A 19,074-nucleotide genomic window follows, 5' to 3' on the forward strand; every position below is an offset into this window, starting at 1 on the left:
GACTGCGTCGAACGGCGCTGCGCGCCTGCCCCCCAGATGAACACCTCCACTCAGCCTCCCGAAGGGGCGGGTGGATCAAGATCAAGAGCTGCAGGCGAGCTAACGCTCGGCCTGTTGAGTGGTGAGAAGCGAAAGGTGTACGCCGATCCCTTGTGGGAGCGAGCCCGCTCGCGATGGCGGCCTGACAGCCGACCAATCACTTCCTGCCAAACATCCAATCCCTGTGGGAGCGGGCTTGCTCGCGAAGGCGGCCTGACAGCCGACCAAATAGTCGCAGATGTACACCATTCCCCTGTGGGAGCGACCTCGCTCGCGATGGAGGTATATCAGACGACATCAATCTTGAATGACAACTCGCATTCGCGACCAAGTCGAATCGCTGCGCCGTCGCTCAAACAAGAAGCTCACCGTCATCTACGTAGAACTACGTAGGCGCCACGTACGTAGTAACGCGGATTTATTTGTAGACGGCATGCGGGGATATTGGGCCAGCTCCGCACAGCGGACACAATTATAAAAATTACCGCCGCAGTCCATTGGCTGTCGGCAGGAGACACGCTATGCCCCGTCTGGCTAAACACCTCGCCTGGTTTGCCGTGGCTGTCCTGGGAGCGTTTGCGCTAAGTGTCGTGGCCCTGCGCCGCGGCGAAGCGATCAATGCCCTCTGGATCGTAGTCGCAGCAGTCGCTATCTATCTCGTTGCATACCGCTACTACAGCCTGTTCATCGCTACCAAAGTGATGCAACTCGACCCCAATCGTGCCACGCCCGCTGTCGTTAACAATGACGGTCTGGACTACGTGCCGACCAACAAACACGTGCTCTTCGGTCACCACTTCGCAGCCATTGCTGGTGCGGGGCCGCTGGTCGGTCCGGTGCTGGCGGCGCAGATGGGTTACCTGCCCGGTACGCTGTGGCTGATTGCCGGCGTAGTGCTGGCCGGTGCCGTTCAGGATTTCATGGTCCTGTTCATGTCCACCCGCCGCAACGGCCGTTCCCTGGGCGACATGGTCCGTGAAGAAATGGGCCGCATCCCCGGGACCATCGCGCTGTTTGGCTGCTTCCTGATCATGATCATCATCCTCGCGGTGCTGGCGCTGATCGTTGTGAAAGCCCTGGCCGAGAGCCCGTGGGGTATTTTCACGGTGATGGCGACCATCCCGATCGCGATGTTCATGGGCATTTACATGCGCTACATCCGCCCGGGCCGCATCGGTGAAATCTCCATCGTCGGCGTGCTGTTGCTGCTCGGTTCGATCTGGCTCGGCGGGCAGATTGCTGCTGATCCGGTCTGGGCCAAGGCCTTTACCTTCACCGGGATCCAGATCACCTGGATGCTGATCGGCTACGGTTTCGTCGCCGCGGTATTGCCGGTGTGGCTGATTCTGGCGCCGCGGGACTACCTGTCGACTTTCCTGAAAATCGGCACCATCGTGGCTTTGGCGATCGGCATCCTGATCACCATGCCCGACCTGAAAATGCCGGCACTCACCCAGTTCGTCGACGGCACCGGACCGGTGTGGAAGGGCGGTCTGTTCCCGTTCCTGTTCATCACCATCGCCTGTGGTGCGGTTTCCGGTTTCCACGCGCTGATCGCTTCCGGTACCACACCGAAGTTGTTGGCCAGCGAAGGCCATGCCCGTTACATCGGTTACGGCGGCATGCTGATGGAATCCTTCGTCGCCATCATGGCCATGGTTGCCGCGTCGGTGATTGAACCGGGCGTGTACTTCGCCATGAACAGCCCGGCGGCGCTTGTCGGCTCTGACGCTGTTACGGTTGCTCAGACCGTCAGCAGCTGGGGCTTTGCGATTACCCCGGAAGCGCTGCAAGCGGTGGCCAGGGACATCGGTGAAACCACCATCCTGGCCCGTGCCGGCGGTGCGCCGACCCTGGCGGTGGGTATCGCGCAGATCCTGCACCAGCTTCTGCCGGGTGAGAACACCATGGCGTTCTGGTACCACTTCGCGATCCTGTTTGAGGCGTTGTTCATCCTGACGGCTGTGGATGCCGGTACCCGTGCCGGACGCTTCATGCTGCAGGATTTGCTCGGTTCCTTCGTGCCGGCGCTGAAACGCACCGAATCCTGGACCGCCAACCTGATCGCAACCGCCGGTTGTGTGGCGATGTGGGGTTACTTGTTGTACCAGGGCGTGATCGATCCGCTGGGTGGCATCAACACCTTGTGGCCGCTGTTCGGTATCTCCAACCAGATGCTGGCCGGTATCGCGCTGATGTTGGCGACCGTTGTGCTGATCAAAATGAAACGCCAGCGCTACGTCTGGGTCACCATGTTGCCTGCTGTGTGGCTGCTGATCTGCACCACCACCGCCGGTTTCATCAAGCTGTTCGATGCCAACCCGGCGATCGGTTTCCTGGCCCTGGCCAAGAAGTACAGCGATGCCTTGGCCAACGGTCAGATCCTCGCCCCGGCGAAGAGCATCGACCAGATGCAACACGTGATCTACAACGCCTACACCAACGCAACGCTGACGGCGCTGTTCTTGCTGGTGGTCTTCAGCATCCTGTTCTTTGCACTCAAGGTCGGTATCGCCGCCTGGGGCAGCAAGGAACGTACGGACAAAGAAGCGCCATTCCAGGCTCTGCCGGACGCTTGATCGAGGAGTGCAGCATGTTCAATGACTTGAGTCGCCTCGGTAAATACCTCGGTCAGGCCGCGCGCCTGATGGTCGGGATGCCCGACTACGACAATTACGTCGAGCACATGCAAACCAAGCACCCGGACAAACCGGTTATGAGTTATGAGGTGTTCTTTCGGGAGCGCCAGGAAGCTCGTTACGGAAGCAAGGCTGGGCCGAAGTGCTGTTGATGGACGGTGGCAGTGATGCCACCTGAATAGCTAATAAAAAACCCGGCTGATGAGGCCGGGTTTTTTTTTGAGTAGCTGATCCGTGTTGAGTCAGCTTGCGGGGATGGTTTCGAGCGTTTCGAGATCCAGCAGGGTGAAGTAACCACGGTCTGGTCTCCAGCCACCCGTATCGATGTGAATCACATTGCCAAGGCTGAGGGGCATATACAGCGGTGTATGCCCTACGACCAGTGCGCGCAGGCCTTCAACGCCATGCGCCTCCTGCTGATCGATCCGCCTTCGTGACCACATGCAGTAGTGTTGCACCTCCTGCAGACGCCTGTTGCTTTCCGGCGACTCCAGTTCCTTTCGCAGTTGCTGCCATGATGGAAATGGACAATCGGCGTGCACGATGCCGATCAGGCCGTAGGCTGTTTCGATTTCAATCGCGATAGGGAGCCTGGCGAACTGCGCCGCGAATGCCTGCTTCTCGAACAGCGGCAGCTCCATGAACCATGAACCGCCGTTGTCGATCCAGCTGTCGACGTCGCAGGTATCGAAGTACACCACGTAGTCGTCATGGTTGCCTCGCACCGGGTGGAACCATGCCTTGTCCAGCCACTCGAGTGCATCATGGCATTCGGGCCCACGGTCAATCAGATCGCCAACACTGAACAGGCGATCTACCGAGTGGTTGAACCCGGCTGCATCCAGCGCATCCTGCAACCGAGTGAAATGGCCATGAATATCCCCGACCGCGAAATCCCGGCCGGCAACGTTTGCAGCGAAGCGCTTGACGCGTGACATCTCTAAATTTTCGAGCATGGGAATGCCACTCCGGCAGCTCCCCAACGGGCTAGTCAGGTGAGTTTAGGCCAATAAGTGGTACCCGACCTTACCGCGCCGGCAAGCGGACCTTTTCCGCTTGCCCGACAAGCTGGCCGGATCAAACATTGTCAGAGCAAATAAGCCGTTGCTTGCCCGAAAGGGTTGTCCTGCACGCTGGCGATAAGGTGCAGAGGCATGTGTTGCGCATCCAGGGTTGGAACTTCGAAAGTCTCCACAATCTGGGTGTGGCGCTCACTCGGCCCGGTCGACGCTTCGACAAGAGCCTTGGCCATTCTCGCGTGGTTCGCTGCGATTTCGTTGAGAGTTGACACGTTACATCTCCCGGTGACTGACCAAGCGCATCGCTGGCGTCCTAAGCGTTAAGTAAGTGCTGTCGCGTCAGAATTACGTCGTTCTGGGGCAGCTAGGTGCGTCTTGTGCAAACCTTGAGCCAGTCATTGTCAAAAAAATCGCACCAGGTTTCTGATGCGACGAATGGTGGTGGCGGGGCCTTAACGGGATATTTCCTGAGCCTATAAGGCGGGGGAAAAAGGTGATTAGACGTGCAGAAGTAGTTTTGCTAAAAAAATAGTGCATGGTCGCTGTTGACGCGCCAATGCATCTCCATTCTGTTAGATGGAAATCGCCCAACATTGAGCTGGGCAACGATCAATGAGTCTGATGCCGATACAGGGATAAGTAACTGCGACTTTGGCCAACTGCTCGCGCACAGGCATTGGGCTCATTGATCCCCTTTTTTTCCACAGAAAGTCACCCCTTTCAGGACAAGGAAGTTAATCATGTGGATTTTGAAAGTAGCGGTGATTCGATCCATTTTCCGCCAATGGCTGATCGCTGTTTCTATCGGCCTTTTTGTGGCGGGCGGTGTACAGGCTCAAACCTCGCCACAGGCGAGCCAGGAGATAAAGGGCTTGCTGGATTTTGTAGAGCGCAGCGAGTGCAAGTTCGTGCGCAACGGCAGTGAGTACCCTGGACCTGAGGCTCGGGCACATCTTGAAAAGAAGCTGGATTATCTCGAAGGCAAGAACCTGGTGCGTAGCGCAGAAGACTTCATCGATCTTGCTGCCACTAAAAGCAGCATGTCTGGCAAAGCCTATCAAGTGCGGTGCGCAACTGGCGTTCAGCCGGCGAGCACCTGGCTGAAGACGGAGCTACAGAGACAACGTCAGCGTCATTGAGCGGGGTACATATCCGTTTCTGCGGTGATGGCGGCTGGCGGTTTCGCTCTTACAGCGAGTCCCTTTTTCAAACGCCAAAAAGGAACCAAAAGGCTTTGCCCCTCCATTCGGTGCCTCGCCTAGGCTCGGCATGCCCTCACTCCGGCATTGCTCCGGGGGGCCCGCCGCCATCGGCCATCCATGGCCGGGGGCGGCTACCGCGGCATCCTTGCCGCGGTGCCCCCTGCGCAACGCCTGCGTTCGGCCTCTGGGAAAGGGGCAGGCAGATCAAGATCAAAGCCAAAGCAACGGCAACGGCAACGGCAAGATCAACAGCTTCGCGAGCAAGCCCGCTCCCACATAAAGCAGATCGGCGTACAGCTTTTGTTCTTCACCACTCAACAGGCCGAGCGTTAGCTCGCCTGCAGCTTTTGATCTTGATGCACCGCCCCCTCGAGAGGCCGAGTGGAGGTTCTGCGCAGTGGGCAACCCGGCATGGATGCCGGGTTAGCCGCCCCCGGCCATGGATGGCCGATGGCGGCGGGCCCACGGAGCAGGACCGGAGCGAGGGCATGCCGAGCCTAAGCGAGGTACCGAACGAAAGGGGCAAGAGCCCTTGGTTACTTGGGGCTTTTCCAAGTGACTCGCTGTAAAAGCGAAACCAATAGTCGCCGTGACCGCAGAAACGGATATGTACCCCGGCATCAGCCCACACTTGCCGTACTTTTACGTTTCCGGGATTCATACACACACCCAGTTGTCATGAAATGAAAAGCCATTGTCGTCTGATGAGAAGCGACCCTGCAGACGGCGTCCTACAGTCCAATCAGCGCAATTCGACGCAGCACGCCCATCTTGCAGATTGGAGAATAAGAAAAATGGCCAAAGCCGTACGCTTCTACGAAACCGGTGGTCCCGAAGTCCTCCGCTATGAGGAGGTCGAAGTTGGCGACCCCGGTCCAGGCCAGGTTCGTCTTCGTCATGTGGCGGTCGGCCTGAACTATGCCGACACCTACTTTCGCAACGGCACTTACCCGATCCCGATGCCCAACGGCATGGGGGTTGAAGCTTCCGGTGTGGTCCAGGCTATCGGCGAGGGGGTTACCAATGTCCGTGTAGGCGATCGCGTCACCTACACCGGGTTTCTCAATACCTTGGGGGCCTACAGCACCGAACGCCTGATTCCGGCCGCGCCGTTGATCAAGCTGCCGGAAACCATCAGTTTCGAGACCGCCGCCGCCATGACCATGCGCGGCCTGACCTCTTCGTACCTGATGCGGCGCATCTACGATTTCAAGGCCGGCGACAGCATTCTGCTGCACGCCGCTGCCGGTGGCGTGGGCCTGATCGTTTCGCAGTGGGCCAAGCTGCTCGGCCTGACCGTCATCGGCACCGTGTCCACCGCGGTCAAGGGTGAAATTGCCCTGGCCCATGGCTGCGACCATGTCATCAATTACAGCCACGAAGATGTCGCCCAGCGCGTGCGCGAGTTGACTGATGGCGTGGGGGTCAACGTGGTGTTCGACAGCGTCGGCAAGAACACCTTCATGGGTTCGCTGGACTCGCTGAAGCGTCGTGGCCTGATGGTGTGCGTCGGCACGGCATCCGGTCCTATCCCGGCCCTGGATCCGGTACTGCTGGCGATGAAAGGCTCGCTGTTCATGACGCGTCCGGCCCTGGCCGATTACATTTCCGACCCCGCGGAAAAAGCGGCCCTGGCTGGCGAATTGTTCGACCACGTTGGCAGCGGTCGGATCAAGATCGAGATCAACCAGCACTATGCTTTGCAGGATGCCGTGCAGGCCCATCGCGACCTGGAATCACGCAAAACCACGGGCTCTTCGATTTTCGTCATTTAAGGGGGTTGTCCGCCATGAAAGTCGAACAATTGACCTGCAGCATTGGCGCCGAACTGATCGGCGTCAACCTCGCCGACGCGGTGCATGACGATGGTCTTTTTGCCGAGATTCGTGCTCAGTTGCTCAAGCATCGGGTGGTGTTCCTGCGCGATCAGGACATCACTCGCGCCGAGCACGTGGCCTTCGCCCGCCGCTTCGGTGAGTTGGAAGACCATCCGGTGGCTGGCAGTGATCCGGATCATCCCGGGCTGGTGCGCATCTACAAAAATCCCGACCAGCCGATGGACCGCTACGAAAACGCCTGGCACACCGACGCGACCTGGCGCGAGGCGCCGCCGATGGGCTGCGTGCTGCGCTGCGTGGAATGCCCACCGGTGGGCGGCGACACCATGTGGGCCAACATGGTCGAGGCCTATGCGCGCTTGCCGGAGGACGTGAAGGTGAAGATCGCCGACCTGCGCGCCCGCCACAGCATCGAAGCGAGTTTCGGTGCCGCCATGCCAATCGAAAAGCGTCTGGCGCTCAAGGCGATGTACCCGGATGCCGAGCACCCGGTGGTGCGTACCCACCCGGAAACCGGGGAGAAGGTGCTGTTCGTCAACGCCTTCACCACGCACTTGAGCAACTACCACACCCCGAGCGGGTGCGCTTCGGCCAGGACGCCAACCCTGGCGCAAGCGAGTTGCTGCGCTACCTGATCAGCCAGGCCTACATCCCCGAGTATCAGGTGCGCTGGCGCTGGAAACCCAACAGCATCGCCATCTGGGACAACCGCAGCACCCAGCACTACGCCGTCATGGATTACCCGCCGTGCCATCGCAAGATGGAGCGTGCCGGGATCATCGGCGACAAGACCTACTGATCGACCCCTACTGCATTCGCACTCGTAAACACGCCTGCCCGGCACGATCCCGGGTGGGCGCGACAATCATAAGAACAGGAGTAACTCATGCAATTCTTCGACGATTCCCTGCACCCGGAAAACATGGAAAAGGTGGTGATCACCGTGGCCCCCTACGGCCCGGAATGGATGCCTGAAGATTTCCCCGAAGACATCCCGCTGACCATGGATGAGCAGGTGCAGAAGGCGGTTGAGTGTTATGAGGCGGGTGCAACGGTATTGCACCTGCACGTGCGTGAATTGGACGGCAAGGGTTCCAAGCGTCTGTCCAAGTTCAACGAATTGATCGCCGGCGTGCGTGAAGCCGTGCCGGACATGATCATCCAGGTCGGTGGCTCGATTTCCTTTGCGCCGGAAAGCGATGGCGAAGCCGCCAAGTGGCTGTCTGACGATACCCGGCACATGCTGGCTGAACTGACGCCAAAACCGGATCAGGTCACGGTGGCCATCAACACCACCCAGATGAACATCATGGAGCTGCTGTATCCGCAATACCTGGAAGGCACGTCCCTGGCCAATCCCCTGTATCAGGCCGCCTACAGCGAAATGACCGTTCCGGCAGGCCCGGCCTGGGTCGCCGAGCACCTCAAGCGTCTGATGGACAACGGCATCCAGCCGCACTTCCAGCTGACCGGCATGCACGCCATGGAAACCCTCGAGCGTCTGGTGCGCAAGGGTGTCTACAAGGGCCCGTTGAACCTGACCTGGATCGGCATTGGCGGCGGTTTCGATGGCCCCAATCCGTTCAACTTTTTCAACTTCATCCACCGCGCGCCAGACGGATGCACCCTGACCTCCGAGTCGCTGCTGAAAAACGTCATGCCGTTCAACACCATGTCGATGGCCATGGGTATGCACCCGCGTGTGGGCAATGAAGACACTATCATTGATCACAAGGGCGATCGTTTCGGCTCGGTTGCGCAAATCAAGCAAACCGTACGCATCGCCCATGAACTGGGCCGCGAAATCGCCACCGGCAAAGAAGCCCGTGAGATCTACCGCATCGGCGTGCAGTACCAGAGCATCGAAGAAACGCTGCTGGCCAACGGCATGGCCCCCAACCGCAAGGCTGGGCAGAAAGGTGTGCCGCAACGCGGCTGATCGGCAGACGAAGCGGGGGGCAAAGGCCTCCCGCTCGCTGCACTGCAACACGCTTGATAACAACAATAAAACAAAGCTTTGAGGAGGCTGCATGGCCTTTCACCCAATCGCCGCAGACGATGACGACTGTAGTGGCGTCGGCGTTGCGCGCAAGTACGCCTGGATCGTCTTTGCACTGACGTTCGGGCTGTTGATTTCCGATTACATGTCGCGTCAGGTGCTGAACGCGGTGTTCCCGATGCTCAAGGGCGAATGGGCCCTGAGCGACGGCCAGCTCGGCCTGCTCAGTGGCATTGTCGCCCTGATGGTGGGGCTGCTGACCATTCCCCTGTCATTGCTGGCGGATCGTTTCGGCCGGGTAAAAAGCCTGGCGCTGATGGCTTTGCTGTGGAGCCTGGCGACGCTGGGCTGCGCATTGGCGCAGGACTATCAGCAGATGTTCATTGCACGGTTCATGGTCGGCGTCGGCGAAGCGGCGTACGGCAGCGTCGGCATCGCCGTGGTGATCTCGGTATTTCCCAAACACATGCGGGCAACCCTGGCCAGTGCGTTCATGGCGGGTGGCATGTTCGGTTCGGTATTAGGGATGGCGCTGGGCGGTGCAATCGCCGCCAAGCTTGGCTGGCGATGGTCGTTTGCCGGCATGGCGCTGTTCGGCCTGCTGCTGGCGGTGCTTTATCCGATCATCGTCAAGGAAGCACGCATTGCGCCGCAACGTGCCGCTCAGGTGGCGAACAAGGCAGCTGCCGCGGTCAAGCGTCCATTGCGTACGCTGTTTTCCAGCCGCTCGGTGATCGCGGCCTACATCGGCAGCGGCTTGCAACTGTTCGTCGGCGGCACCGTCATTGTGTGGATGCCCAGTTACCTCAATCGTTATTACGACATGGCCACCGACAAGGCAGGTGGCCTCGCGGCGATCATCGTGCTGTGCAGCGGGGCGGGGATGATCCTGTGCGGCATGCTCAGTGATCGACTGTGCCGTCATTCGCCGGAGCGCAAAGTGGCGTTGGCCATCGCTTATTGCCTGGGCAGTTGCCTGCTGTTGTCGGCGGCGTTCGCTCTGCCGGCGGGGCCTGGGCAATTGCTGCTGATCTGCCTGGGCATGTTGATTGCCGCCGGCACGACCGGCCCTTGCGGAGCGATGGTTGCCAACCTGACCCATTACTCGGTCCACGGCACGGCCTTCGCCACGTTGACCCTGGCCAACAACATGCTGGGACTCGCGCCTGGGCCGTTCATCACCGGCAGGGTGTCCGACCTGATTGGCTTGCAGGCTGCTTTTCAGCTGGTGCCACTGGTCAGCATCGCGGCGGCGGCCGTGTTCTTTTATGCCAAGTGTCATTACCACAAGGACATTGCCCGGCTTAAGGGCGAGCAAGTCCGAGATTCGATTAGCAAAGCGGTGTTAGAGGTGAAGTTGTGAGTGGTCGTCGTTTACGTATTGATGTGTTCTTCGATTTCATCTGCCCATGGTGCCTGATCGGCAAGCGTCAACTGGAGCATGCGCAGGTACAGTTTCGCAGTCGCCACCCGGACGTGCAGATCACCACGGTGTGGCATGGCGTGCAGTTGCTGCCTCAGTTGCCGGTAGAAGGCGAGCCCTTCGCCGATTTCTATCGCAAACGCCTGGGCAATGCCGACGCCATGACCATGCGCCAGGCCCAGGTACAGCAGGCTGCGGCGGCGGTTGGACTGACCATCGACCTCAGCCACATCGAGACGATGCCCAACACTGCAGACGCCCACCGTTTGTTCGAACGCGTCAGCGTACTGGGCAATGCTGCTCAGCGTGAAATGTTGCTCGAACGGCTGTTCGCCGCTTATTTCCGCAAACGCGAAAACCTGGGGTGCCGCGAGACTTTGCTCGCCATTGCCCGCGCCTGCGGCGTCGATACGGACGTGGTGCTCGATTGCCTGACGGGAGACGCCACGCCATTCGAAGGCTTGCCCGGCGCGACCAGTGGGGTGCCGAGCTTTCAGTTCGACCGCCGCATGACGGTGATCGGTGCACAACCTGCCCAGGCGCTGCTTGGGGCCATGAGCCAGGCACTGAAAGAAAGTGATAACGAGCGGCAACCGGCATGAACCGGCGTATCCCCGTGCCTGCCGGAAAACTCCCGCAGGCGGGCGGTCGTGCACTGTTCGAATTCGATGACAAAAGCCTGGCGTTATTCAACGTCGAAGGTGACGTGTTCGCCATCGACGACAGTTGCCCGCACCAGGGCGCCTCGCTGTGTGGCGGGCGCCTTGATGGACGGGTGATTCAATGCTGCGCCCATGGCCTGCGCTTCGATTTGCGCAGCGGTTACTTGCTCAATTCCACCGCAATCAAAGTCGCCAATTATCCGGTCGAGATCATCGACGGCCAGGCATTCATCGTTATCGTTGCCGAGGAGTCCGCGCCATGAGCGCCATCGCTCTCACCCGTATCCACAGCCGAACGCGCGAGCTGGCGCCAGGCTTTGTCGTTAGCCTGATCGTCGCAGCCGCAGCGTCCTTTTTGTCCGAGCACTATGGCGCGCCGGTAATGCTGTTCGCTTTGTTGCTGGGCATGGCGCTGAACTTCCTGGCCGGTGACGGTGCCTGCAAGGCTGGCATCGAGTTCACCGCACGCACCGTGTTGCGCATTGGCGTGGCGCTGCTGGGCATGCGCATCACGCTCGAACAGATTGCCGCGCTGGGCTGGAAGCCTGTGGCGCTGGTGGTGATTGTGGTGGTGGTGACCATCGGCGTCTCGGTGATCGCGGCCAAGGCGCTGGGCTTTCAGCGTTTGTTCGGCATGCTCACCGGTGGCGCCACCGCGATTTGTGGTGCATCGGCCGCATTGGCGCTGGCGGCGGCATTGCCCAATCATCCGCAGAAAGAACGCGCGACATTGTTCACGGTGATCGGGGTGTCGGCGTTGTCCACCCTGGCGATGATCGTGTACCCGATGATTGCCAACTGGCTGTCGTTGTCGCCACAAGTGGCGGGCGTGTTCCTGGGGGCGACCATTCACGATGTCGCCCAGGTGGTCGGTGCCGGTTACAGCATGTCGACCGAGACCGGCGATACGGCCACGGTGGTCAAGTTGATGCGGGTTGCCATGCTGCTGCCGGTGATCGTCTGTGCCGCCATGATCACCCGCATGCAAGGTGCCGATCCGGCCGGAAAACGGCCGCCGCTGCTGCCTTGGTTCGCCGTCGGGTTTCTGATCCTGGCCTGTATCAACAGCACCGGCTGGGTGGCCCCGGTGGTGCAAGGGTCGGTCAATGAACTGTCGCGCTGGTGCCTGGTGGTTTCCATCAGCGCCCTGGGCATGAAAACCCAGCTCAAGGAGCTGGCGGCGGTGGGCATCAAGCCGATCCTGCTGATGGTGGGGGAAACGGTGTTCCTCGTCGTGCTGGTGCTGCTGTTGCTGCGCTGGGGTATGTAGGCACACAACACTGTGGCGAGGGAGCTTGCTCCCGTTGGGGTGCGGAGCGCCCCCACCAAGAACACCGCGTTTTCTCAGAAACCACTCGGCGTCCTTTTTGGGGCCGCTGCGCAGCCCAGCGGGAGCAAGCTCCCTCGCCACAGAACTCCTCGGCCGGTGTCACGAACGCCGGTTTTTTTACGGCGACTGTGCCAGCAGTCGCCGTTTTTTTTGCGTCCCTTTCAGTCGTCCCGGGGTTCCGTGGTGCCGGGCAGGGTGCTCGGCTCGCTGGGTGCCTTGGGTTGTTTTTGCGCACTGCGCCATGCGGCGGGCGGCATGCCGAACTGGGTGATGAACCAGCGGGTGAAGGAACTCGCCATCGAATAGCCGAGCATGTCGGCGATCCGGCCCAACGAATAATTCGGGTTTTCCAGGTAGCGCAACACCAGGTCACGGCGCACGTCGTTGATCAGGTCGTTGAAGGCGCAGCCGTCGTCTTTCAGGCGACGTTGCAGGGTGCGTACGTTCATGCCCTGGGTCTGGGCGATCTGCTCGATGGTGGCGCGCCCCATCGGCAACAACAGGTAAATGGCTTTGCGCACCTCGAACAGCATCGACGGGCCTTCGTGGTGCAGCAGTGAGTCGAGGTAGCTCTGGGCGTAGCGCGCCATGGCCGGGTCGGCATGGGGGTTGGTCATGTCGAGGCTGGCATTGGGACAGACGATGCCATTGAACTCGCTGCCGAATTCCAGTTTGCAGCCGAACAGGCGGCGATGCAGTTGCAGGTTGTCGGGAGGCTGGTGCGTGAAGTTGACGCTGTAGGGTTGCCAGTGCGCGCCGAGCAGGGCGGCGCACAGGCGGAACATCACCCCGATCGCCAGTTCATTGGCTTGTCGGCAGGGCATCGGCGATTCGGTGACCACCTCTTCGCGAATGATCACCATCTTGCCCGCCTCCTCGATGAAGAGGGCCAGCGAATCGTTCATCAGATGACGGTAGTGCACCAACACTTGCAACGTGTCGCGCAGCGTACGCTGGTGGCTGAGCAACAGGCTGACCACGCCGAAGTCCGAGAGCTGGCGCGACTCGGCCATGCTCAGGCCGAAACTCTGGCAGCCACTGGCAACAGCCGAATCCTCCAGCAGACGCACGGCGGCATCGATGGGAATGCGATGTTCAGGGGCTAGCAGCTTGGCTTTGCTCAAGCCGACGCCGGCCAACACATCGCGTGGGTTGAACCCCAGGTATTGAGTAACCTCCAGGTAGTTGGTCAAGACGGCGGCGCGAACAAGCTTGGGCATGCGAAGGTCTTTCCTGGGCCAGTTGCGATTCAAATTTGCGTGGCGACTATATCCAGCACATCAACGATTGAACAGTTGTGACGTTGTCGGAGACGCTCGCCCAATGCTGTCCAAAATCACACCGTCGTTGTCCAGCAATTGACGCTCACCCATTGATTACAGTGAGCTGTAGAGAACCTGCGGGGATATTCGACCAATGGTCGCTGTGTGCCCGACACCTGGAAATCTGTCATGAAAAGAAAAGTGCCTGACGTCTAATGAAAAGCGCTTCGGGCGGGCGCTCTTTAATGTCAGTCCTACAAAAAGCCCCTGGCGAACAGAGCTAGTCGAGTCATCGAGAAAGCGAAGGTGTTGAAGTGAACAAACTGCAAACTGCAGCAACCGTTCTGATCGTACCGGGCCTGCGCGAGCACGTTGCCGAGCATTGGCAAACGCTGCTGGAAGCCAGGCTGTGCAAAGTACGCAGTGTGCCACCGCTGGACACCGACAAGCTCGATTGCGCCAAGCGGGTCGACGCGATCCAGCACGCGCTGGAGCAGATCGACGGGCCGGTGATTCTGGTCGCTCACAGCGCAGGTGTGCTGATGGTCGCGCACTGGGCGGCGCTGCACAGTCGGCCGATCAAGGGTGCGCTGCTGGCCGCTCCGCCGGACCTCGATGCCGAGTGGCCGCAAGGCTACCCCTCCGCTGAAACCCTGCGTAGCCAGGGTTGGGACCCTCTGCCCAAAGGCCGGTTGCCGTTCCGCAGCCTGGTGGCCGCCAGTACCAACGACCACCTCGCCAGCCTGGATGCCGCCACGCGCATGGCCGACGGCTGGGGCAGCGAACTGCTCAACCTCGGCGAAGTCGGTCACCTCAATCCTGCTGCCGGGTATGGGCACTGGCCACACGCCGAAGCCCTCATCCTCGAGCTGGATCGCTAGTTCAGGCGCCGGTTGGCCCGCGCCATCCGGCATTTGCCCTCATTCCTGAAACCGTAAACCCCTGGAACAAGGGGTTACGCGAGGGCGGCTGCGCTTAAAACAAATACAAAAAGGCGGAGACAACGCAATGCACAACAATAAGAGTCACGGGTTCGCACCCTCGCGTTACACCTTGTTGGCCTCGGCCATCTTGGCCGCAGCCGTGCCGGTCGCGCAGGCGGTCGAGCTCGACACAGGTAACCCGGACTGGACCGTACGTCTTGATAACACCGTGAAGTACAACTACGGCGTACGCACCGAAAGCGCTGACAAACGCATGCTGGCAACGCCGAACAACAACGACGGCGACTACAACTTCCGCAAGGCCGGGACCAACATCACCAACCGTGTCGACCTGTTGACCGAGATGGATGTGGTCTACCAGAACCACATGGGTTTTCGTGTCAGCGCCGCCAGTTGGTACGACAAGGCCTATGAGAACACCGGTTCCAATTCCAACCCGTTCGTCAACGGCAACGACGCAAGGTCGGGGCTGGTCGCCAACGACCCACGTCTGGCCGGGGTCACCGGTGACAACGTCGGCAACGGCAGCCCGCACCTGAGCAACTATGCCCAGCGTTACTACACCGGTCCGTCCGGAGAAATCCTCGATGCCTTCGTGTTCTACAGCACCGAAGTGGGCGAGGAGTCGCTGCTGAGCGTCAAGGCCGGTCAGCACAACGTGTTCTGGGGCGAGACCATTCTCAACCCGGTGCACTCGAACAGTTACGGTCAATCGGGCCTGGACCTGGCCAAACTGGCTGCCTCGCCCGGTACCGAAGCCAAGGAGCTGTTCGTTCCGCGTAACCAGTTGTCGATGTCGTTCACCGTCAATCCCGAGTTGACCGTGGGTGCCCAGTATTTCCTCGATTGGGACGCCGCGCGCCTGCCTGAAGCCGGTACTTACTATGGTGGTTCCGATCTGGTCGGTTTCGGTGCGCAGTCGTTCCTGCTGGGCAACACCAATGGCGTGGTGCCGGGCAGTCCGCTGGGGTGTGGCCTGGCGCCCTGCAATGGCTTGACCAATGTGCGTCGCGGTCATGACCTGACACCGGACAAGCGCGGTGACTGGGGTGTTATGGCCAAGTGGTCGCCGGCCTGGCTGGATGGCACCCTCGGCGCTTACTACCGCGAAACCTCGGAAATCCTGCCGCAAGCGTGGCTGGATGCCAGAGGCCTGAGTTCGGCCAACCCCAACGGCACCCGGCCGGCCGGGCAAGTGCCTGCGGTGGTCAATACGCTCAACTCGCTGAGCACCGCCACCTATCAAATGGCCTATGCCGACAACATCAAGATCGTTGGCTTGAGCCTGTCCAAGGATGTGGGCGGGGTGAGCGTCGGTTCTGACCTGAACATCCGTCACAACATGCCGCTGGCCAGTATTCCGGCGGTTGTCAGCACGAACAGTCCGCTGGGCCTGGGCGCGGGTCTTGGCCTGTTGCCGGCGCGTACGGCGGCCACCGGTGTGGTGTATGACACCCCGCAGGGAGGCGACAGCATGGCCGCCACCGGCGACACCTTGCACTGGACGCTCAACGGTCTGATGACCATTGCCAAAACGCCGGTATTCGATTCGGCAACCCTGCTGGGCGAGCTGTATTACAGCAACCTGCTCAAGCTCGATAGCAAGAACGAGGCGCTCTACAAGGGCAAGGACACCTATCGCGGCATCGACCAGCCGACCCGGGACAACTGGGGCATTGCGGTCAACTTCACGCCGACCTGGTACCAGGTGTTTCCCGGCGTCGACCTCAACGCACCGATGTCCATCAACGTCGGTCTCGACGGCGTGTCACCGGTCTCCGGTGGCGGTGCCAAAGACACCGGCAACTACGCCATCGGCCTCGGGGCGGTTGTGTACAACAAATACTTCATTGACCTGAAGTACGTGGACTCCTTCGGCAAGACCGACAAGTGCGACACCAGCGGTCTGAGCACCGGCGCGGCCAATGCCGGCAGCGGCGACGGTTCCACACCCAATGCCTTTAGCGGCAATGAAAACTACGCCTGTTACGGCGGTGGCTACTCAGCCTTCTCCGGTGGAGGGGCCACGACTGAGGACCGTGGCGCCGTTTACCTGACGATGAAAACCACTTTTTGATGCACCACTGATTTGCTCAATGCAAGCAGGAGAATAACAAGATGAAATTCGCAAAAACCGTGTTGGCCGCTTCGCTGGCCATGGTCCTTGCCGCCCAGGCACAGGCCGCTGTTTCACCTCAGGAGGCTGCCAAATTGGGCAGCAGCCTGACCCTGGTGGGCGCCGAAAAGGCCGGGAACGCTGATGGTTCCATCCCCGCCTATGAGGGTGGCTTGACCACGCCGCCGGCCAGTTTCAAAGCTGGTGATAGCATGCGCCCGGACCCCTTCGCCAACGAAAAACCATTGCTGGTGATCGATGGCAAAAACGTCGATCAGTACAAGGGCTTGCTCAGTGCAACCACGGCGGAACTGGCCAAACGTTTCCCGAGCTTCCACGTCAATGTCTACCCGACCCACCGCACCGTTTCGCTGCCCAAAGCCATCCTCGATAACGGCGTGAAAAATGCCAGCGGCGCCAAGTCCCTCGAAGGCGGTCTGGCCATCGATAACGTGCTGCCGGGCGTGCCGTTCCCGATCCCGCAGTCGGGCAACGAAGCAATGTGGAACTTCCTGCTGCGCTATCAAGGCGTGAGCATCAACTCCAAGTACGACTCCTGGAACGTCGACTCCGCCGGTGTGCCAAGCCTGGCGACCACCGGCCAGGCGTTCATTTCCTACCCGATCTACGAAAACCTCGCGCAGCCGATCAGCAGCGCCGACGTGTACTACCAGATGAAGCTGTCCTACACCGGCCCTGCGCGCCGGGCCGGTGAAGCGGTGATGCTCAAGGACGCCGCCAACCCACTGCAACAGCCGCGTCGCGCCTGGCAATACCTGCCTGGCCAGCGTCGGGTCAAGCTGGCACCGAACCTGGCTTACGACACGCCTAACCCCGGTACCGCTGGCGCGGGCACCTACGACGATGTTTTCGTGTTCAACGGTGCACTGGACCGCTACGACTGGAAGCTGGTGGGCAAGCAGGAAATGATCGTGCCCTACAACACCTACAAGCTGACCTACGCCCAGGATCCCAAGTCGCTGACCACCGCCAATCACCTGGCTCCCGATTATGTGCGTTGGGAAAAACACCGCGTCTGGGTAGTGGAAGGCAACCTCAAGGCCGGCGCCCGACACATCTATCAGAAGCGCCGCTTCTACCTTGATGAAGACAGCTGGACCGCTCTGGCTTCTGACCAATACGACGCCCGTGGTCAGCTGTACCGTGGCTCCTTCGCCTTCCTCAGCCAGAGCTACGACAAGCAGATCCCGGATTCCACGCCCTTCATGATCTACGACTTGGTAGGAGGCTCGTACAACATCAACGGCGTGGTCGGGCCTTACGGCGGCATCAAGTACATCGATCCGCTCTCCAAGGCGCAATGGTCGTCGGAATCCCTGGCCGGCAGCGGCATTCGCTAAGCCAACCGCAAAAAGCGCCCGCAAGGTCCACGGCTCACCAAGCGTGGATCGTGCGGCGGTCGGTGCACGCCGACCGTCGCGGGCGCCAGGTGTGAACGTCAGACACACGGATGTGTGTCCCGGCGCGGTTTTCCGAAGAGGACGCGGTATGTGTTCGTATAAGAATTATTTGCAGGTGGCGTTTGGTGTTGTGCTCGGCCTGTTGCAGGGCGTCACCCACGCGGCCGATTACGTCGATGTGCTGGACCTGCCCGCCAGGGTCAGTGCCTTGGCCATCAACAGTCCGTTGTCCGGCATGGCCCGCGCCGGTGAGCGGGTGATCGCCGTCGGTCAGCGTGGCCATATTCTGTTTTCCGATGATTCCGGTAAGCACTGGCAGCAGGCCGTGGTGCCGGTCAGTGCTGACCTCAATGCCGTGAGTTTTCCTTCCGCGACCCAAGGCTGGGCGGTGGGCGGCGACGGTGTGGTGTTGCACAGCAACGATGCGGGCGCGACCTGGCGCAAGCAACTGGACGGTCGCGAGATCGGGGCCTTGCTGGTCAAGCATTACGGTGCGTTGGCCAGTGCAGAACCGGGCAACGAACAATGGCCACTGCTGGTCGCCGAAGGTGAGCGCCTGGTGGCGCAAGGCGCCGACAAACCGTTGCTCGATGTCTGGTTCGCCAACGAGCGCCTCGGCTATGTGGTCGGGGTGTTCAACCTGATCCTGCGCACCGAGGATGGCGGCCAGAGCTGGACACCGTTCCAGGACCGCACCGACAACCCGCAGGGTTTTCACCTCAACGCCATCGCCTCCACCGGGGATGCGCTGTACATCGCCGGCGAGCAGGGCTTGTTGCTGAAATGGGATGACGCCCAACAGCGTTTCGCCGCCGTGCAGACACCTTATCAGGGCAGTTTTTTCGGGGTGCTCGGCAAACCCGGGGAAGTCCTCGTCTACGGCTTGCGCGGCAATGTGCTGCGCAGCACCGATGGCGGTCTCAGCTGGACCCCGCAGGACAGTGGCCTGCGCGTCAGCATCACCGCCGCAATCGTCGATGCCCAGGGTGATTACCGCCTGTTCACTCAGGGCGGGCAGATGCTGGTGAGCCAGGGGGCCGGTGCGCAAATGCACTGGTTGCAGCAAGCCGAGCCGGTCCCGGTGACGGGCGTCACGCGTGCCGCCAACGGTGCGCTGGTAGTGGTTGGCAGCCGTGGTGCACGGACGCTGTCCGTTGACAAGCCCTCGAACCCTTAGAGC

At 60.6% G+C, this 19,074-nt stretch carries 16 protein-coding genes and 1 pseudogene; 14 read left to right on the plus strand and 3 right to left on the minus strand.

Annotated features, from left to right (window positions below; all coding sequences use genetic code 11):
* The first annotated feature begins 560 nt into the window (after positions 1-560).
* Together PFAS1_RS22985 and PFAS1_RS22990 are read left to right on the plus strand one after the other, a co-directional pair.
* On the plus strand, positions 561-2,618 hold the full coding sequence (locus tag PFAS1_RS22985; protein ID WP_074875734.1) for a carbon starvation CstA family protein: 2,058 nt from the start codon (positions 561-563) through the stop codon (positions 2,616-2,618).
* 14 nt (positions 2,619-2,632) lie between these two features.
* Positions 2,633-2,830: a YbdD/YjiX family protein gene (locus tag PFAS1_RS22990; RefSeq protein ID WP_046049791.1), complete on the plus strand. Its 198-nt coding sequence runs from the start codon at positions 2,633-2,635 to the stop codon at positions 2,828-2,830.
* A gap of 90 nt (positions 2,831-2,920) precedes the next feature.
* Here the strand turns inward: PFAS1_RS22990 and PFAS1_RS22995 are convergent, their stop codons facing one another.
* On the minus strand, positions 2,921-3,634 hold the full coding sequence (locus tag PFAS1_RS22995; protein WP_076030636.1) for a metallophosphoesterase: 714 nt from the start codon (positions 3,632-3,634) through the stop codon (positions 2,921-2,923).
* A gap of 131 nt (positions 3,635-3,765) precedes the next feature.
* Complete coding sequence (locus tag PFAS1_RS23000) at positions 3,766-3,969, minus strand: hypothetical protein (RefSeq protein ID WP_074875738.1); 204 nt, start codon at positions 3,967-3,969, stop codon at positions 3,766-3,768.
* A 468-nt stretch (positions 3,970-4,437) separates the two neighbouring features.
* Between PFAS1_RS23000 and PFAS1_RS23005 the strand changes: the two genes are divergently transcribed.
* The 8 genes and pseudogenes from PFAS1_RS23005 (at position 4,438) to PFAS1_RS23045 (ending at position 12,091) form a co-directional block, all read left to right on the plus strand.
* Positions 4,438-4,836: a YfeK family protein gene (locus PFAS1_RS23005; RefSeq protein WP_076030637.1), complete on the plus strand. Its 399-nt coding sequence runs from the start codon at positions 4,438-4,440 to the stop codon at positions 4,834-4,836.
* An 857-nt stretch (positions 4,837-5,693) separates the two neighbouring features.
* Positions 5,694-6,674 (plus strand): quinone oxidoreductase family protein, encoded by a 981-nt coding sequence (locus PFAS1_RS23015; protein WP_076030638.1) that lies wholly within the window; start codon positions 5,694-5,696, stop codon positions 6,672-6,674.
* 14 nt (positions 6,675-6,688) lie between these two features.
* Positions 6,689-7,536 (plus strand): annotated as a pseudogene (locus PFAS1_RS23020) (TauD/TfdA dioxygenase family protein).
* A gap of 87 nt (positions 7,537-7,623) precedes the next feature.
* Positions 7,624-8,676, plus strand: coding sequence for a beta-keto acid cleavage family enzyme (locus PFAS1_RS23025; RefSeq protein WP_046049436.1), 1,053 nt, complete (start codon positions 7,624-7,626; stop codon positions 8,674-8,676).
* Positions 8,677-8,767: 91 nt separating this feature from the next.
* Entirely contained in the window at positions 8,768-10,099 is a 1,332-nt protein-coding gene (locus tag PFAS1_RS23030) for an MFS transporter (RefSeq protein WP_074877748.1), read from the plus strand.
* Positions 10,096-10,761 (plus strand): DsbA family oxidoreductase, encoded by a 666-nt coding sequence (locus PFAS1_RS23035; protein WP_076030639.1) that lies wholly within the window; start codon positions 10,096-10,098, stop codon positions 10,759-10,761. The genes PFAS1_RS23030 and PFAS1_RS23035 overlap by 4 nt, the downstream gene beginning before the upstream one ends.
* Complete coding sequence (locus tag PFAS1_RS23040; protein WP_076030640.1) at positions 10,758-11,084, plus strand: Rieske (2Fe-2S) protein; 327 nt, start codon at positions 10,758-10,760, stop codon at positions 11,082-11,084. The genes PFAS1_RS23035 and PFAS1_RS23040 overlap by 4 nt, the downstream gene beginning before the upstream one ends.
* Positions 11,081-12,091: a YeiH family protein gene (locus PFAS1_RS23045; protein ID WP_076030641.1), complete on the plus strand. Its 1,011-nt coding sequence runs from the start codon at positions 11,081-11,083 to the stop codon at positions 12,089-12,091. The genes PFAS1_RS23040 and PFAS1_RS23045 overlap by 4 nt, the downstream gene beginning before the upstream one ends.
* A gap of 221 nt (positions 12,092-12,312) precedes the next feature.
* On the opposite strand, the gene PFAS1_RS23050 is transcribed toward PFAS1_RS23045, so the two are convergent.
* The gene (locus PFAS1_RS23050) at positions 12,313-13,371 is read right to left on the minus strand and encodes an AraC family transcriptional regulator (protein ID WP_076030642.1); all 1,059 of its coding nucleotides are present in this window, start codon (positions 13,369-13,371) and stop codon (positions 12,313-12,315) included.
* Between the two features lie 356 nt (positions 13,372-13,727).
* Between PFAS1_RS23050 and PFAS1_RS23055 the strand changes: the two genes are divergently transcribed.
* The 4 genes from PFAS1_RS23055 (at position 13,728) to PFAS1_RS23070 (ending at position 19,071) form a co-directional block, all read left to right on the plus strand.
* Positions 13,728-14,294 (plus strand): RBBP9/YdeN family alpha/beta hydrolase, encoded by a 567-nt coding sequence (locus PFAS1_RS23055; RefSeq protein ID WP_076030643.1) that lies wholly within the window; start codon positions 13,728-13,730, stop codon positions 14,292-14,294.
* Between the two features lie 127 nt (positions 14,295-14,421).
* Positions 14,422-16,434 (plus strand): DUF1302 domain-containing protein, encoded by a 2,013-nt coding sequence (locus PFAS1_RS23060; RefSeq protein WP_076030644.1) that lies wholly within the window; start codon positions 14,422-14,424, stop codon positions 16,432-16,434.
* Between the two features lie 41 nt (positions 16,435-16,475).
* Positions 16,476-17,834: a DUF1329 domain-containing protein gene (locus PFAS1_RS23065; RefSeq protein ID WP_076030645.1), complete on the plus strand. Its 1,359-nt coding sequence runs from the start codon at positions 16,476-16,478 to the stop codon at positions 17,832-17,834.
* A gap of 148 nt (positions 17,835-17,982) precedes the next feature.
* A complete protein-coding gene (locus PFAS1_RS23070) occupies positions 17,983-19,071 on the plus strand; it encodes a WD40/YVTN/BNR-like repeat-containing protein (protein ID WP_076030646.1) in 1,089 nt (362 codons plus the stop codon).
* Positions 19,072-19,074 lie beyond the last annotated feature (3 nt).

Source organism: Pseudomonas frederiksbergensis (assembly GCF_001952935.1).
Lineage (GTDB): Bacteria > Pseudomonadota > Gammaproteobacteria > Pseudomonadales > Pseudomonadaceae > Aquipseudomonas > Aquipseudomonas frederiksbergensis.

Bases quoted from the DNA above. Each gene is read 5' to 3' on its own strand.
- PFAS1_RS23015 (WP_076030638.1), top strand. From the start codon at position 5,694: ATGGCCAAAGCCGTACGCTTCTACGAAACCGGTGGTCCCGAAGTCCTC.
- PFAS1_RS23070 (WP_076030646.1), top strand. From the start codon at position 17,983: ATGTGTTCGTATAAGAATTATTTGCAGGTGGCGTTTGGTGTTGTGCTC.
- PFAS1_RS23025 (WP_046049436.1), top strand. From the start codon at position 7,624: ATGCAATTCTTCGACGATTCCCTGCACCCGGAAAACATGGAAAAGGTG.
- PFAS1_RS22990 (WP_046049791.1), top strand. From the start codon at position 2,633: ATGTTCAATGACTTGAGTCGCCTCGGTAAATACCTCGGTCAGGCCGCG.
- PFAS1_RS23040 (WP_076030640.1), top strand. From the start codon at position 10,758: ATGAACCGGCGTATCCCCGTGCCTGCCGGAAAACTCCCGCAGGCGGGC.
- PFAS1_RS23005 (WP_076030637.1), top strand. From the start codon at position 4,438: ATGTGGATTTTGAAAGTAGCGGTGATTCGATCCATTTTCCGCCAATGG.
- PFAS1_RS23060 (WP_076030644.1), top strand. From the start codon at position 14,422: ATGCACAACAATAAGAGTCACGGGTTCGCACCCTCGCGTTACACCTTG.
- PFAS1_RS23045 (WP_076030641.1), top strand. From the start codon at position 11,081: ATGAGCGCCATCGCTCTCACCCGTATCCACAGCCGAACGCGCGAGCTG.
- PFAS1_RS22985 (WP_074875734.1), top strand. From the start codon at position 561: ATGCCCCGTCTGGCTAAACACCTCGCCTGGTTTGCCGTGGCTGTCCTG.
- PFAS1_RS23065 (WP_076030645.1), top strand. From the start codon at position 16,476: ATGAAATTCGCAAAAACCGTGTTGGCCGCTTCGCTGGCCATGGTCCTT.
- PFAS1_RS23030 (WP_074877748.1), top strand. From the start codon at position 8,768: ATGGCCTTTCACCCAATCGCCGCAGACGATGACGACTGTAGTGGCGTC.
- PFAS1_RS22995 (WP_076030636.1), bottom strand. From the start codon at position 3,634: ATGCTCGAAAATTTAGAGATGTCACGCGTCAAGCGCTTCGCTGCAAAC.
- PFAS1_RS23050 (WP_076030642.1), bottom strand. From the start codon at position 13,371: ATGCCCAAGCTTGTTCGCGCCGCCGTCTTGACCAACTACCTGGAGGTT.